General features: G+C 36.9%; 13 protein-coding genes and 2 pseudogenes. 3 read left to right on the top strand and 12 right to left on the bottom strand.

Annotation, left to right across the window (positions count from 1 at the left end; all coding sequences use genetic code 11):
- Positions 1-12: 12 nt before the first annotated feature.
- From KHA94_RS13750 to KHA94_RS13790, 9 genes are all read right to left on the bottom strand, one after another.
- Complete coding sequence (locus KHA94_RS13750) at positions 13-897, bottom strand: patatin-like phospholipase family protein (protein ID WP_213102701.1); 885 nt, start codon at positions 895-897, stop codon at positions 13-15.
- Between the two features lie 427 nt (positions 898-1,324).
- The gene (locus KHA94_RS13755) at positions 1,325-2,779 is read right to left on the bottom strand and encodes a serine hydrolase domain-containing protein (RefSeq protein WP_213102702.1); all 1,455 of its coding nucleotides are present in this window, start codon (positions 2,777-2,779) and stop codon (positions 1,325-1,327) included.
- Between the two features lie 25 nt (positions 2,780-2,804).
- The gene (locus KHA94_RS13760) at positions 2,805-3,704 is read right to left on the bottom strand and encodes a sensor histidine kinase (RefSeq protein ID WP_213102703.1); all 900 of its coding nucleotides are present in this window, start codon (positions 3,702-3,704) and stop codon (positions 2,805-2,807) included.
- 27 nt (positions 3,705-3,731) lie between these two features.
- The gene (locus tag KHA94_RS13765) at positions 3,732-4,499 is read right to left on the bottom strand and encodes an ABC transporter permease (RefSeq protein WP_213102704.1); all 768 of its coding nucleotides are present in this window, start codon (positions 4,497-4,499) and stop codon (positions 3,732-3,734) included.
- Positions 4,492-5,415 carry an ABC transporter ATP-binding protein gene (locus tag KHA94_RS13770; RefSeq protein ID WP_213102705.1) on the bottom strand — a complete coding sequence of 308 codons (924 nt, stop codon included), beginning with the start codon at positions 5,413-5,415 and terminating at the stop codon, positions 4,492-4,494. Before KHA94_RS13770 ends, KHA94_RS13765 begins: the two co-directional genes overlap by 8 nt.
- A 77-nt stretch (positions 5,416-5,492) precedes the next feature.
- On the bottom strand, positions 5,493-6,185 hold the full coding sequence (locus KHA94_RS13775; RefSeq protein WP_213102706.1) for a response regulator transcription factor: 693 nt from the start codon (positions 6,183-6,185) through the stop codon (positions 5,493-5,495).
- 204 nt (positions 6,186-6,389) lie between these two features.
- A complete protein-coding gene (locus tag KHA94_RS13780) occupies positions 6,390-7,193 on the bottom strand; it encodes a DUF2238 domain-containing protein (RefSeq protein WP_213102707.1) in 804 nt (267 codons plus the stop codon).
- A gap of 707 nt (positions 7,194-7,900) precedes the next feature.
- On the bottom strand, positions 7,901-10,459 hold the full coding sequence (locus KHA94_RS13785) for a vitamin B12-dependent ribonucleotide reductase (protein ID WP_213102708.1): 2,559 nt from the start codon (positions 10,457-10,459) through the stop codon (positions 7,901-7,903).
- Between the two features lie 358 nt (positions 10,460-10,817).
- The gene (locus KHA94_RS13790) at positions 10,818-11,360 is read right to left on the bottom strand and encodes a GbsR/MarR family transcriptional regulator (protein WP_213102709.1); all 543 of its coding nucleotides are present in this window, start codon (positions 11,358-11,360) and stop codon (positions 10,818-10,820) included.
- 287 nt (positions 11,361-11,647) lie between these two features.
- On the opposite strand from KHA94_RS13790, the gene KHA94_RS13795 reads away from it, so the two are divergent.
- The 3 genes from KHA94_RS13795 to KHA94_RS13805 are packed head-to-tail and all read left to right on the top strand — an operon-like array spanning position 11,648 to position 14,678.
- The gene (locus KHA94_RS13795; RefSeq protein WP_213102710.1) at positions 11,648-12,919 is read left to right on the top strand and encodes a quaternary amine ABC transporter ATP-binding protein; all 1,272 of its coding nucleotides are present in this window, start codon (positions 11,648-11,650) and stop codon (positions 12,917-12,919) included.
- On the top strand, positions 12,920-13,765 hold the full coding sequence (locus KHA94_RS13800; RefSeq protein ID WP_213102711.1) for an ABC transporter permease: 846 nt from the start codon (positions 12,920-12,922) through the stop codon (positions 13,763-13,765).
- 16 nt (positions 13,766-13,781) lie between these two features.
- The gene (locus tag KHA94_RS13805; RefSeq protein WP_213103252.1) at positions 13,782-14,678 is read left to right on the top strand and encodes a glycine betaine ABC transporter substrate-binding protein; all 897 of its coding nucleotides are present in this window, start codon (positions 13,782-13,784) and stop codon (positions 14,676-14,678) included.
- Positions 14,679-14,811: 133 nt separating this feature from the next.
- Here the strand turns inward: KHA94_RS13805 and KHA94_RS13810 are convergent.
- The 3 genes and pseudogenes from KHA94_RS13810 to fabI form a co-directional block, all read right to left on the bottom strand.
- A pseudogene (locus KHA94_RS13810) lies at positions 14,812-15,210 on the bottom strand (response regulator transcription factor); the annotation flags it as partial.
- Between the two features lie 4 nt (positions 15,211-15,214).
- Positions 15,215-15,454: pseudogene (locus KHA94_RS13815) on the bottom strand (ATP-binding cassette domain-containing protein); the annotation flags it as partial.
- A gap of 168 nt (positions 15,455-15,622) precedes the next feature.
- Complete coding sequence (gene fabI / locus KHA94_RS13820) at positions 15,623-16,402, bottom strand: enoyl-ACP reductase FabI (protein WP_213102714.1); 780 nt, start codon at positions 16,400-16,402, stop codon at positions 15,623-15,625.
- Between the last annotated feature and the right edge of the window lie 5 nt (positions 16,403-16,407).

Consider the following 16,407-nt stretch of genomic DNA (forward strand, 5'->3'; position numbering starts at 1 on the left):
ATTGTTTTTATTTTAATAACTCCATTGACTGAAAAATTGCTTTGCGCATTTCCTGCCTAAATCAACAAGTGCTTTCTTTTTCTCATGTGTTAATTGAAATTCTGTTAATAGCACACCTTCTGTTGGAATGAAAATAATATTACGCGCATGTTTTCGAGAAATATAACGAGAATCATGGGCATCCTTCATTGTCTCAAACAAAGCTTCAAACATTTGAATAGCATTATTAACTTTGTTTTTTGGCCTTTCTATAGAATTGTGACTTAACTGTACACCCAAAACAGGACGAACCTTCTTTATGTTTTCTTTATCAAATAGCCACATCGGAAAATTACTTAATACCCCACCATCAACAATAAGATTCGTGTTTTTTTTCACATTAAGCTTTACAGGTTCAAAGAAATAAGGAAGGCTGCAGCTCATACGGATTGCTTTAGCAATTGAAAATGAGCCTGGCTCAATCCCATATTTAATAAGATCATCTGGCAACACGATAAGCTGGCCATTCGTTAGATCTGATGCAATTATACGCAAAGCTTGTGGAGGTAGATCTGAAAACTTCCATATTCCTTTTTCTCCGAGCTTGTTAGCAATCCAATTCTCAAGCTCATCCCCTTTATATAAGCCTAAACGCCAATAAAGGAGTAGCCATTTCGTGATTGCAAAAGGGACGAAAGTCTTGCGCGTATCCAAAAATTTCTTTAGATCCAGTTCATCAATTAATTGATAAATTTCTTTACTTGTATACCTAGCTGCTATTAATGCAGCGATAATTGATCCAGCGCTAGTACCCGCTACCCTTGTGAAGCAAAAACCTCGTTTTTCAATCTCCTCATAAGCACCAATAAGTGCAAACCCTTTTATACCTCCTCCAGAAAAAACACCATCGATATTCACGGCAGACACCCCTGTTGCTTTTTAATACATCTTTAATCAAGAGAATCTGTAAATAGTACAGTGGACAATGAAATTTTTTATAACTGTAATAAAGGTAGATCTGTCCAAAAAAAAATTCATTCCTGAATTTTGTATTCAAATAATTGATAGATTTTCAGAAACGCAAAAAAGGGGCGCCTCTTTGCCTATAAATCGACTTATGAGACGTCCCCTATTTGTAGCTTTAAATTAAAGTTTGATCAAAAATACCTCAAAAAACCCATATCTTACGTTAATTTAAAAGAATCCGTTTTGAAAAAAAGATTGATCAAAACTGGTTCTTTCTTTGTGAAACATTGTACAATTTTTATAAAAAAGTTTGATAATTTTCTGTTATCCGCTTTTAAACAAAAGTACCCGTTATTTTAGGTGTGATTCTTCACAATCTTCAATTTCTATTTAAACTTATTCGATAATAGACTCTCAAAATTGTAAGTACAAATCCAATGATGAATACGATCGCCAAAAAGATCATCGCAGCGGGGAAAAGACCGAACGCATCCATCATCGTCGAACTGTTATCCTTTAGTGTAGGAACAATAAATAATAACCATCCGATTCCTATGACAGGTATCAATTGTGGGAGTAACCGAAGATAGAATCTCCAAGCTGGATGTTCTTTACGTTTATCCGCCCATTTCTTACTTCTCAATATTCCTCTGACTCCTAAAATCAAATAAGCTAATGTTATAATACCAAGTGATAAATCAATGATTTTAGATGTTGGAGCTTTTAATTCTGGAGCGTGACCCTCGGTCAATTGTATGATTCCTGAACTAATCTCATACGCATGTTCGAAAGTAGGCGTGAAGCTATTGAGTAAAACGGCAACAGCATAACCACTACTTGGAACGATATCTTGTTGAGATTGGAAAGTAGAGATTGAACCACTATGAGAAATACGGGCTGGTTTAATATTTGGCGAGCTTAACGACCAGCCAAGTCCATATTTTTCACTGCCAGCTTGGGGAGAATAAGATTCTTTCAACAGCTCTCGGGATAATAATGGTTCCCCATTTTTATTTTTCCCCTCGTTCGTATGCATAGATAGCCATTTTCCCAAATCACTAGCTGTCGTAAAGATACTCCCTGAACCACTGAACATTTTTTCAAGCTCACTCCATGGTATTGCAGTACCATATAAAGTGACATATCCTCTAGGTATTCCTAATTCTTTTACAATATCCCCAGAGTTAACTGCTGAAATGGAGTCCGTCATTCCGAGCGGTTGGAATACCTTTTGTGTGAGATAGTCATTAAACTCCAATCCACTAATTTGTTCGACTAAATAAGCAAGAGTCCAGTAGTTCGCATTACTATAAAAATATTTTTCTCCGGGATCAGATTGTAGTTTCCAATCTTTCAGTCGCACTACACCATCTTTTAACGTATTTGCAGGGGATACAATAGTAGGATCTGGCAGTCCTGATGTATGACTCAACAGCTGACGCACCGTCACCTGTTTCCACCTTGGATCATCAAGGGTTATTTCTGGAAGATAATTTACAACAGGTTCGTCCAGTATAATTTTACCTTGATCAACTAATTGTAAAACAGCAAATGCAGTAAACGGCTTAGTACCTGAAGCAATACCGATTTTAGACTTTGCTGTCAGTGGTTTTCCGTTAGAATCATGCCCATATCCTTTTTCATATAGTACTTTCCCATCCTTTACGACGACAATGGCTGCTCCAGGCAGTCCGTTTTTTTCGATATAATTCTCAACATATTCATCAACATCTGCTGTATCGAACGACTCTTCAGCCTGAGTTAATAAAGGTTGGTTCCATAAGTTCAATAAAATCATTGATATTAAAAGAACAATACCTAGTTTCTTACACATATTCTATACCCCATTCTATAAATATTTACTCCGCTGCTTTCCATTCACAAACGATGGATAATTGCTCATCCTTTAGATGTCCCGTAATCTTCCCATTCATTTTTTCCATTAACCTTTTCACAATCGACAACCCTAGTCCGCTACTTTTACCTGAACGGGATTGATCGGACATATAAAATCGGTCAAACATGTGATTAACATCTTTTTCAGTTAATGAATGTGCGTCGTTTTTCACGATAAGTCTTACCCTTAAATCTTTTTCCTCCAGACTGATGATGATATTCCCATCTGAATGAGTAATCACATTGGACATTAAATTTTCAATCACTCTCGTTACCGCTGATTCATCTGAGAAAATAAATACATCGTGTTCTGGCATATGAATGGTCGTCTCCATGTTCTTCTCATTAAGACGGTCATAAAAAGTCATTAATACATCGATAGCGACATCCCTAAGATTGATGCGCTCAGATTTTAGATGATGATCCGTAGATTCAATGATGCTCAGCTCAAAGAATTCCTTTAACAATGTTTCCAGTCTTTTTGCCCGGTTGCTTGCAATCGATAATAGTTCATTCTTTTCCTCGTCCGTCACATCATCCGCTTCTGCCATTTGGATATACCCTAGTATAGAAGTTAATGGTGTTCTCAAATCATGGGACATATTTGCGACAGCCTGTTTGTGTTCATCTTCAAAACGTACTCTCATTCTATTTTCTGTCACGTATAATTCAATTAGCTTATTAATTTCTAATCCCAGGTTTTCGATATCTTTATCAATAAGAGCCATATCAATTTTTTTGTTTGTTTTCCGATTATTATAAAATTGCAGCTGCTTGTTAATCTTTTTCACTTCTTTTTTTAGAGCGAATAAACGAGAGAGCAAAAATACTGTCACTAAAGATAGGATTAATACCACAAACATCAATGCTCTCACCCGCTAACCTGAAAATTATTTAATTTCTTTTCGATTGACCATAAAAATTCCAAGGAAAATAATGATAATCAAAGATATGACCCCAATGAAAATGGATTTTATCATTTCTCCACTTGTCAATGTATATTTGAAGGCTTCACTAAACTGATAAAAGATTGTATTTTCATACATCATTTTGATGAATGGTACCGTAATCAGTTTTTCGATTGCAAACATCACAATGGAAAGCAAAAGGGGAAAAAGAATTGTCTTCCCACTATCTTCTGTAACAATCGCAATCAACAACACGATACCCGTAAAGCTTAAAAATTGTAGGGTAAATAAACCATATGCTCTTGCTAAATACATTAGATTTGTAGGGCTTAATGTATCCCCTTGTCCAAAGAAAATGATTAAGATAAAAGCTGTTATTAGTGGAATCAGTATCGTAACAATGAAGGCTCCGAGCGAGAATACAAGATACTTTGCCATAAAAATATTCGCTCTTTTATTCCCACTCATCATTTGATTTTTGATTACACCGCTTTGTGAAAATTCAGTTGAGATATAAAAACCAGCCAACGTGCTCACGATAATATTAAAGAATAATGGTATTGTAAAAGTGGATAAAGCGTTTAAATCGCTTAACTGAGCTTTATCAAATTCAGTTCCTGATAATTGCCACCAGTCCAGAATAATTAACAGATGTAATAGTGCACTAAAACCTGTCAGGCTTGTGATTAATACCCAAAATGTTTTATTACGTGATAATTTATATAGTTCTGCCCTGATTAGATTAGTCATGCTCTACACCTCCAACAAGCTTTGAAAAATAGCTTTCAAGACTGTCACCATTTTGTGAGAGATGTTCGATCACAAGACCATTATTTGTGAGTGTTTGTGAAACTTTACGCACATCATCAATATGACTATAAAGCTTGATCACTCCATCTTGCATAACTTCGAAATCGGTTGTGAAGAGGATCTGTTCTAGTACGATTGCTCCTCTAGTGGGATCATCTACTTTGATACGTAAATGCTGCCTGCATTTTTCATCCAGCTCTTTTGAGGTGAGTTCTTCTAACAGCTTCCCTTTATGGATAATACCGAACTTCGTGGCGAGTTGATGAAGTTCACTTAATATATGGCTTGAAATTAAGACAGTAAGACCTTTTTCACGATTTAATTTTTTGATTAATTCCCTCAACTCAACGATTCCCATTGGATCCAATCCATTCGTCGGCTCATCTAGAATAATGAATTCTGGATCACTCAATAAAGCAATCGCCAGTCCCAGCCTTTGTTTCATGCCTAGTGAGAAGTTTTTCGCTTTTTTCTTTCCTGTATCCTTCAGACCTACAAGTTCCAGTGTTTTATCGACACATTCCTTTCCTGGAATACCCTTTTGCAAGCGATGAACTTCCAGATTTTCACGAGCCGTCATATTGAGAAAAAGCGCAGGATTTTCGATTATGGCTCCCATTCTTTTCTGCACGCCTGTTAACTCATTACGGTTATCATTTCCAAATAGTTCGATTGATCCGCTTGTCGGGAAGGTAAGACCGATTATTAACCGTAACATCGTTGATTTACCTGCGCCATTTTGACCAATGAACCCATAGATATCACCTTGTTTGATGGTGACATTAATATTTTCTAATGCGAACTCATGTTTATATTTTTTTGAAAGCTTATTGGTTTTTAAAATGTATTCACTCACATGAATAACCTCCTTCGCTCTTCATTTAGTTTAGGGGTTATATTGTAAGAAACCTTAAGGAGAACCTTAAGAAAACCTTAAGATTTGAGACGATAGCCCATCCCCCAAATGGTTTCGATATAGTCTTCATTTGGATTGGCTTTAAAGAGCTTGTTCCTTAGGTTACTCATGTGGACGTTCACTGTATTGTCATCACCTTGAAACGATTCATTCCATACACTTGCAAACAGATTTGATTTTGAGAAGATTTTATTGGGGGATGACATAAGAAGGACTAAAATGGCGTACTCACGGACGGTCAATGCCAGTTTTGTACCGTTTACAACCACCATTTTCGCTTCTAAATCAATTTGAATGTCTTTATTGGTTAACTGATTGCTTGAAGGGGTTTCCTTATTTTGTTTGGTTCTTCGTAACAGTGATTCAATTCGTGCCGATACTTCTTCCACATCAAAGGGTTTTGAAATAAAGTCATCTGCCCCCGATCGTAAACTAGCAATTTTTGTTTGCTGTGTGTCTTTCGCCGAAATAATAATAACCGGAGTAGGATCCTTCGAGGTGATCTTTGCAAGAATCTCTTCACCTGTCATACCTGGTAGCATTAAATCTAGCAAGACCAAGTCCCACTTTTGTTTTTCTAAATAAATGAGCGCTTCCGTACCTGAATAAGCTGCTTGGGGGTTAAAATTGCTCTTTTTAATAATTTTACATAGCAATTGATTTATATCATTATTATCTTCAACGACTAAAATGTTTATTTGTTGTTCCACTTACTTTCTCCCTTTCCTATCTGATCATTTCACTCCGATAGGGCAAAATTGAAATGGTAACCGAGTGGTTTCTGTATTATTTTTATTTAGTATAATCCTTTAGTTTTCCCTGGTACACAAATTGAAAGTTAGAAACTTGCTGCAACTCATTCGTTGTAATAAGTGATATAACTGCAGCTACCATATTATAAAGACTGATTTATTTTACTCCCTTTTTGTAGGTATGAAATTCCGAACAAACCGATATTTTTTCTGGCCGTGCCGAGCGTATAGATAGCCGAATACACTAAAGACAATAGCACCAAGCAGGTTGACAAATAAATCCTTCATCGTATCAATAATTCCAATATCAAGATATCCACCGTCAATAACGGTTTCAGTTATATTTCCCGAATCGTCTTTTCTTTCAACAACTGTGCGCTGAATATTTTCAATATGATAAACGGCATTGTTTTCTAAACCAATACTTACACTGTTAATTTCCTGAACGATTCGGTCTTTCTGCATATCAAGATTCATCCATCGGTCTGCAGAGAATTCAAGAAACTCCCACATCACACCAACGGTCATAGAAAAACTGAAAGTGACTATTGCAAGATACAATGGGGTCAATTTTATACCCTCGGCATTCTTATTTAACAAATAGACAAGTGAAAAACCGACACCCGCAGCTAGAAAGCCATTGAGCGTATGCAGTGCTGTATCCCAAATTTTAAAATAACCGTAAAAATCGCTCAGTTCTCCTAGAATAGTCGAACTAAAAATAAATAATATGATAATCAGTTCCAACAAGTTGGGAATTTCAATTTTAAACACTCGTTCAATAAAAAGCGGTATAGCAAATAAGGCAAGGGTCAGTACAAGAAGAAAAGCATTCCCCCATCTTTGCATAATTAACTGATTGATAAGCATAAAAATTGCAATTGTACGAAATAAAACATACACTGCAACGATATTCTTATCGGCTGTTCTCGTGCTACTAGTAAAGAATCTTTTTATGATATTCATGACCAACATCCTCTAATTAATTTAAATATTTTATCTCTTTTTATTATATTTTACTTTTAAATCCCTTTGAGAACACTTGCTTTACCCAAAGAAAACACCCGGTGCAGTTCAATTCTGTGACTTAGAACAATAACGAATACTTTCAAAAAAATTCAAGCTAACAATGCGAAGCGCTTATATCCAAAGGGAGAAAGCATTATTTGAATCTATGTTTTCCACCGGTTGCAGAATTGGTGAAATTGTACTTTGGGTCGCAATAGCATTAATTTTCCAATCATAGCTATAGCAAGAGAAAAAGGAAAAGGAGGTAAAGAGCGGGAGTTTACTTCAATATTCGTTGTGATATTTGGCTAAAGCGATATGTTAATGATCGTGAGGATAGTGATCCCGCCATATTTGTAACTGAACGAAATCCTCATAGAATGAGAATAACTCAAATGAAATACATCATAAAGCGCATTTCTAAACCGAGCTGGCTTTAATAAGACGATTTATCCCCATCAGCTTAGACACAAGTAAACTAACCAAAATAAATATTGGACTATATTTAGGAAACATTCATAACTGTATTTTTCAGAAATATAAAAAAACAACCTCTTACGGCCATAATACCGAAAAGGTTGTTTTTTATCAAACTTCAAATTATCAATCTTTTTTATAATTATCAATCTTTAATTCAAATCTACATATAATTCAAATATTTAATTTTATAGACCGCACTTTAATTGGGAATTACAATTTGTACAAGTGTTGCAGCCACCAATTTCTTCTACTTTCCCTTTACGACAAACTGGACAAGTATTGCCTACCTCTGAACCAATCACGTTAGTCGATTGCAGCTCATTAATTGTATCAACTAGAACAACATGATGTTTTGTTTTTTCTTTTTTGTCTACTCTTGTTTCTTCAAAATTGTTTTCTTCTGCTTTTAAGGTTAGAACTTGAGAATCACGTGATCCGTCAACGTAAACCGTTCCGCCTTTAGCACCACCGCGATATAAACGCTCATATACTTTTTCTACTTGTTCAACACTATATCCTTTTGGTGCATTAACAGTTTTACTTATGGAGCTATCAATCCAGCGTTGGATGATACATTGAACATCCGCATGTGCCTCTGGTGCTAATTCCATCGCAGATACAAACCAATTTGGAAGATTTTCTGAATCTGCTTCTGGATGCTTATCTAAATATTCCTGTACGATATCTGCTTTCACTTCAATGAATTTTCCAAGACGTCCGCTTCGGAAGTACGAGAAGGAAAAATATGGTTCTAACCCAGTTGATACCCCAACCATTGTCCCTGTTGATCCTGTAGGAGCAACAGTTAGCAAGTGAGAATTTCGGATTCCATTATTTAAAATAGATTTACGAATATCTTCTGGCATTTTACTCATGAATCCTGTTTCTGTAAAAGCTTTACGTAATCTGTTTGTTCCTTCTTCTGTCTCCCCTGTTAAGAATGGGAAACTTCCTTTTTCTTTTGCAAGCTCTACGGAAGCTCGATAAGCTGTTGTTGCGATTGTTTCAAATACCCTATCGACTAGTTTATTGCCTTCTTCTGAACCATATTCTGATTCGCAATAGATAAGAAGGTCATGCAGCCCCATCACGCCAAGGCCGACACGGCGCTCGCCAAGGGCTTGCTTTTTATTTTCCTCAAGGAAGTAAGGAGTAGCGTCAATGACGTTATCTTGCATTCTAACTCCAACTTCGACTGTTTTCTTTAATTTTTCAAAATCAACTGTTTTGTTTTCCTTATCTGCCATTTCAGCTAGATTCACAGCAGCTAAATTACAGACACTGAAAGGTGCGAGAGGTTGCTCTCCGCATGGGTTTGTCGCTACTACCTTTTGTCCATATGCTTTCGCATTCGTCATGTCGTTTGCATTATCGATAAAGAAAATTCCTGGCTCAGCTGAGTAAGTAGCACATATGTTGATCAGGTTCCAAAGCTCTTTTGCTTTGATTTTGCGATACACTCGAATCTTATGACCGAGCTTTTCCCATTCACGAACATCCCCAACTTTATGCCATTCTTCGTTATAGGTCAACATTTCATCTTTTTCATAGCTTTCGACATCTGGGAAGCGCAGCTCATATTCTGCATCATTTTCAACTGCGGCCATGAATTCTTTTGTTAAACAAACAGAGATGTTTGCACCTGTTAGGAATTCAGGATTGTGAACAGAATAAGTACCGCCATTAACAAGCTTTTCTTCTGCATCGCTAATAATTTTCTCATTGAAGCCACCGTGTCCAGGAATGCTCTTATAGTTAACAATCCCTTGATACATAGCTAATTCTTGTTCAGTGAAAGGAGTAAATTTTAGTTTTTCTTTTGCGTATTTCTTAATGGTTTCATCATTTGTTGTTTCAAGAAGGAATCGTAAAATTCTTGGATTTTGCATTTTCGAAATGATGAATTCAATAATATCTGGATGCCAATCCGTTAACATGATCATCTGAGCACCCCTGCGGGATCCACCTTGCTCAACAAGATGTGTTAATTTCGCAATATCATCCAGCCAAGATACAGATCCGGATGATTTGCCATTTACGCCTTTAGCAAGTGTGTTGCGCGGTCTCAAGGTAGAACCGTTTGTTCCTACTCCGCCACCACGGCTCATGATTTCCATGACCTGCTTACGATGTTCGGAAATACCTTCACGAGAGTCCTGAACAAATGGCATAACATAACAGTTAAAGTATGTTACATCTGTATCTGCTCCTGCACCGTAAAGAACGCGTCCAGCAGGAATAAAATTAAGGTTTACTAGCTCCTGATAAAACTTTTCAAACCATTCCTGTCTCTTCTCTTCCGTTTTTTCTACTGAAGCTAGGCCTGTAGCATTACGTTTTGCGATTTGCTCATAAAAAAGCTCTAGCGGTTTTTCAATGACATCAAGAGATCTCTTAATGATTCCAGTTTGTGATTCTTCTGTGTCATCAAGTACCCCTCTGTAATCTTCTTCCACTAGAACGGTTGCTAACTTTTTTTCCCAATCGATATCTAAAATGTATCCAAGTCCACGTGCAGGAAATTTAGGATCTTCTTTGATGGTTAATACGATAAAGTCCCCATTAGTCAAAGTAATCTTTTCAGTATCCTTAAATGTATATCTGTCCAGCATGACCAAACGGGAAACCCCTTTGTGGGTCATTTTCATATCAGAGGTAATTGGATGTACCTGAGGAAATAATCGGATATCTTCGTTTAATCGTTCAATGTTTAAACTCATTTTTTGTCCTAATGCTACAGACATTTTTACAACTCCTTCAAAAGAAAATATTCAATTTTAATACTAGATTCTGTTTATTCTAGTTGATATTTAATAATCTTAAGTTATCATAGTAGATATTTAAAATCAACAACTAAATCTACATGTAGTAGCGAAAATATTTTCAGAGCCACTATATATTGTGTTTAATTCACGTTTCACTTTTTTTGTCAAAATCAAAAAAAACTAGAATCCCGAGAAAAAAAGAGAGAATCTTAGATTCGCGACAGATTTTGATAAATTTTAATAAATTTCGAGGCTTGCACTTTAATTAGGTAACAATTCCTATAAAAACAATTATTATGAATAAGAAAAACACAGGCTTTTTACCTGTGTCGATAACTCATTCCTTATTATTTTCCTTTGGAATAAAATCAAAAATCTTTCCTGATTCAAAGCTATCCACCAACCGATTTAACCATTCATAATATTGAAGTGCTGCATTCATTTTTTCAATGTCTGTTTTTGCTGCTGTTCTAACTTCTTCTCCAAGATCTTCAGATTCTATTATTTTTTCAAGCTCTGCTATCGCTCTTGACATCGCGGAAATATTCATAGAAATCCCTGAACGCCATTTAATAGTAAAAAGGTCTATAAAAGTTTGATGCCAGTCTTCCTCTGCTTTATATAAATCCTTTCTTGTTCCTTTTTTCCACACCTTTTCGACCATTTTAAGCTCCAATAAGTGGCGGATAGAAGTACTCATACTTGTTTTACTCATCCCGAGCTCTTCCTTCATCTCATCAAGTGTCATAGGATGATTTTGAAAATACAACATCCCATATAACCGCCCGATGGAATCTGTTACTCCATATAAATTCATATTATTAGCTATCGTTTCGATGACCCGTTCTCGTACATGATCAAGCTGTTCTTTCTCATCCATTTAATCATTCACATCCATAAATGAAAAATTAACTTTTTTCTGCTTCCGCCCTCAGGCGCTTCGAAAAAATGAATTATCCATGTAATAGACTACCATGTTTTTTTTGAAAGTAAAGAAGCAATTGAGTGAGCATATGAGAGTATACGAAAGGAATTGTAAGTAAACCTTTTTTACAGTACGTTCAGTTTATTCTGTACGTACATTACGTCTGAATATGCCTAATTACCAGCTTTGCCCTCTTTTTCTATTAATACTACAATTAAAAGGTCGCATAGACCGGTGTGGTTATGAACGGAGGGACTATTTTGAATGATAAACATGTAAAATTAAGTGTCAAAAGCGTAACAAAAATATTTGGGAAACAGCCTAAGAAGGCATTACAGCTATTAAAGGAAGGAAGTCCGAAGGGAGAAATACTGAAAAAAACCGGCTCGACTGTGGGTGTTAATCAAGCTTCCTTTGACGTTTATGCAGGTGAAATTTTTGTCATCATGGGACTTTCAGGAAGCGGAAAATCAACTTTAGTCCGTACATTAAACCGGCTCATCGATCCAACTGTCGGAGAAGTCTGGATTGATGGTAAAGAAATAACAAAAATGAAAAAGGATGAACTTAAAAATGTTCGCCGCAAAAATATAAGCATGGTTTTTCAGAAATTTGCTTTACTTCCGCACAGAACAGTTCTTGAAAACACTGAATATGGCTTGGAAGTGCAAGGGATTGGAAAAGAAGAAAGAAAACTAAAAGCAATGAAGGCATTAAAGCTAGTCGGACTAGAAGGCTATGAAAACCAATTTCCTAAGCAGCTAAGCGGAGGAATGCAGCAGCGTGTTGGATTGGCAAGGGCTCTTGCCAATGATACAGATATTCTTTTAATGGATGAAGCATTCAGTGCATTAGATCCTTTAATTCGTAAAGACATGCAGGACGAACTACTTGAACTCCAGTCATCGATGGAAAAAACGATTATCTTTATTACCCATGATTTAGATGAAGCACTTCGAATCGGGGATAGAATTGCCTTAATGAAGGATGGGGAAATTGTACAAATCGGCTCTCCAGAGGAAATATTAATGAATCCATCTAATCAATATGTTGAGAGATTCGTAGAGGATGTCGACTTGTCTAAGGTGCTGACAGCAGGTCATGTAATGAAACGAGCTGAAACCGTCCAAATTGATAAAGGCCCTCGAGTTGCTTTGCAAATGATGAAGGATCTTGGTATCTCAAGCATCTATGCAGTAGATAAGAAAAAGACGCTTATTGGCACCATTCATGCCGCAGATGCTAAAACAGCAGTTGAAAAAGGTCAAAGCTTACATGAAATTGTAGATCGGGATGTAAAAAAGGTTGCTAGCGGAACATTGTTAACGAATTTATTTGATAAAGTTTCAACTGCTACAATTCCGGTTGCCGTTGTTGATAATAATCGTCTTCAAGGCATTCTTGTTAAAGGAGCTGTTATTGGCGCGCTTGCAGGAAATAATGAGGTCATTAATGATTTAGAAAGAGTGAATAATCAAGTTCCTATTAGTCAGTCCGATAAGGGGGGTGTTTAAATGGAAAGCTTAATGCCAAAACTCCCAATTGCCGATTGGGTAGATCGATTTGTTGATTGGTTGACCATTACTTTTGAGGCAGCATTTGACGGTATAACAGTAGGGCTTGAAAGTGTTGTTGAAGGTCTTGTTACAGGCTTAGGATTCATTCCTTCTTATTTATTTATGATTCTATTAGGCTTGTTAGCATGGAAGCTATCATCAAAAGGAATTGCACTTTTTACCATCATTGGGTTGTTATTGATAAATAATTTAGGCTATTGGGAGCCAATGCTTGAAACACTGGCTTTAGTATTAACAGCTGTTTTCCTTTCAGTCATTATTGGTGTTCCAATTGGAATCTGGGCATCACAAAGCAAGAGAGTAAAGCAAATTGTGACACCAATATTGGATATTATGCAAACAATGCCTGCATTTGTTTACTTAATACCTGCAATCTTCTTCTTTAACATTGGTGTTGTTCCTGGTGTAGTAGCATCTGTTATTTTTTCCATGCCACCGACAATCAGATTGACGATATTAGGAATCCAGCAAGTCCCGGCAGATATTATTGAAGCAACTGAGGCATTTGGTTCAACTACAAGCCAGCGGCTATTGAAGGTTCAGCTTCCACTAGCTATGCCAACAATTATGGCTGGGATTAACCAAAGCATCATGCTGGGATTATCTATGGTAGTCATCGCGTCCATGGTTGGAGCTCCAGGACTTGGTGCTGATGTCTATCGTGCAGTTACTCAGATTCAAATCGGTAAAGGTTTTGAGGCTGGTCTTGCGATTGTGGTCATTGCCATCATCCTTGACCGGATTACACAAAATATAGGAATCAAAAAACAAGGGGGAAACTAAATTGAAAAAAAAATGGATGTCTGCCCTAATGATGCCTGTTCTAATATTAGGACTAGCGGCTTGTGGTTCAGACAAAGCAAGTAATGATGAAGGTAAAACAGATAATGGTTCTGCAAAAGCTTCGGTTGGGGAAAGTGTTGATTACAAAATCATCGGTATTGATCCAGGTGCAGGATTAATGAAGGCAACGGCAGCGGCTGTCGAAGAATATGAGCTTAGTGATTGGGATGTAGTAGAAGGCTCAGGTGCTGCTATGACTGCAGCATTAAAAAAAGCATATAATAAGAAAGAGCCTATTATTATAACTGGTTGGACACCACACTGGAAGTTTTCCGAATTTGATCTGAAATATTTAGAGGATCCGAAGGGCGTATTCGGCGGTGAAGAAAATATCAATACGATCGCACGTTTAGGGCTAGCAGAAGATCACCCATCTGCCTACAAGGTTCTTGATCAATTCAATTGGACTGCTGATGAAATGGCAGATGTAATGGTAAAAATCACTGATGGAGAAGATCCAGAAAAAGCTGCCAATGAATGGATAAAAGCGAATGCTGACAAAGTATCTACGTGGACAGAAGGTGTAGAAAAGGTAGATGGTGATAAAATAACATTGGGCTATGTTGCTTGGGATAGCGAAATTGCAAGTACAAATGTTATCTCACAAGTATTAACGGAGCTAGGGTATAATGTTACTCTTCGCCAAATTGAGGCAGGTCCATTATGGGCTGGAGTCGCTGACGGAAGTCTTGACGCTAGCGTCGCGGCGTGGCTCCCTATCACACATGCTGATTATTACGAAAAGTTCGAAGGCAAATTTGAAGACTTGGGCCCAAATTTGAAGGGAACTAAAATTGGATTAGTTGTTCCATCTTATATGGATATTGATTCAATTGAAGATTTGAATAAATAATAGTAATAAAAGGGCAATGTCAAATCGACATTGCCCTTTTACATGATTAGATTCTAAATATCAAAACAATAAAGCTCCATTTCCTTTGATTATCAATAATAGAGGCCTTCATTTTCCAACTGAAATTAATCTCCTATATCCAGCCTTTCTCCGCTGCAACACTAATCGCTTCTATTCTATTTTTCACTTGCAGCTTACTTATGATTTCAGACATATAATTACGGACGGTCCCTTGTGATAGAAAAAGGATTACAGAAATTTCTTTCGCTGTTTTCCCGTCCGCAACCATTCTTAACACTTCACGCTCACGTTCAGATAATGGATTTTCTTCCTTCAGACTTCCAAAAACTAATTCAGGAGAAAATTCCCGTTTTCCTTTCATCACATTTCTTATCGCTACTGCCAGATCATCACTTGATCCATCCTTTAGCAAATACCCATGTACGTCAACTCGAACTGCACGTTCAAAATATCCAGGTCTTGCAAATGTTGTTAATATAATAATTTTGCAATCTGATCCAAGCGTCTTCAATTCACATTGCGCCAATTCGCTCACGCACTTTCCTTTCCTTTGGCTGCATATTAAAAATTTGCACATGACCACTTGTTGGCTCAAGCAATCCAAGCATCATCATGATAGTAGTTGTCTTTCCAGCTCCATTCGGACCAAGAATTGCCACAATCTCACCCTTTTTTATAGAAAAAGAAATCTCATCAACTGCTTTTTTATTTTTATACGTCTTTGTAACATGATCGAGCTGTACTATTGTTTCCATTGCTTCCACCTCCGCCATTTCTACCCTCATTATAATTCGGAGGAAATTATTGGTTTAGTGGATAATGTCATTTCTTACAGATGACATTTGTCATTTTGCTTTTACTACGTTTGGAAAAAAACAAAAAAAGAGCCGCATACAGCAGCCCTTCTCACTTCTTCATGAAGTCTATCCCATTATATGATAGCCTGAATCTACATATACAATTTCACCTGTTACCCCTCTTGAAAGATGGCTCAATAAAGAAAGAGTCATATCCCCAACTTCTTCTTGGGTGACATTTCTTTTTAGAGGAGATTTTTCTTCAATTAAATGAAGGATTTCATTAAAAGAAGGAACCCCTTTCGCTGCAAGAGTACGTATAGCCCCTGCGGAAATGGCATTTACGCGAATATTGTGCTTCCCTAAATCTAGAGCCAAATATTTCACAGCTGCTTCAAGCGACGCCTTTGCAATTCCCATTACATTATAACCTTCGACTACCCGCTCGGCGCCAAGATAGCTCATCGCAATAATGGAACCTCCCTCTGTCATAAACGGCTTTGCTTCTCTTGCAACAGCAATTAATGAATATGCACTCGTATCCTGGGCAAAAGCATATCCTTCCCTCGTTGTATTAATAAATGCCCCTTTAAGGTCTTCTGCATGGGCAAAAGCAACCGAATGCACAACTCCGTGTATAGTACCAGCAGCTTCTCCAATATTCGAAAAAGCTTCCTTAATACTTTCATCACTATTTACATCGCATTGAACGATTAATTTCGCTTCGAATTGATTCTCACTTAAAAGTTTACTTAATTTCCCTAAAGAGCGTTCTTTTCGATAGGTAAAGATTATGTTCGCCCCTGCTTTATAAAGAGACTTTGCTACTCCCCAAGCAATGCTTCGTTCATTAGCAACTCCCATTATTACGATATTTTTGCCTTTTAATTTTAATAAATCTTCCATTTTAT

This window comes from Cytobacillus citreus, assembly GCF_018343665.1.
In the GTDB taxonomy this organism is placed as follows: Bacteria; Bacillota; Bacilli; order Bacillales; family Cytobacillaceae; genus Cytobacillus; species Cytobacillus citreus.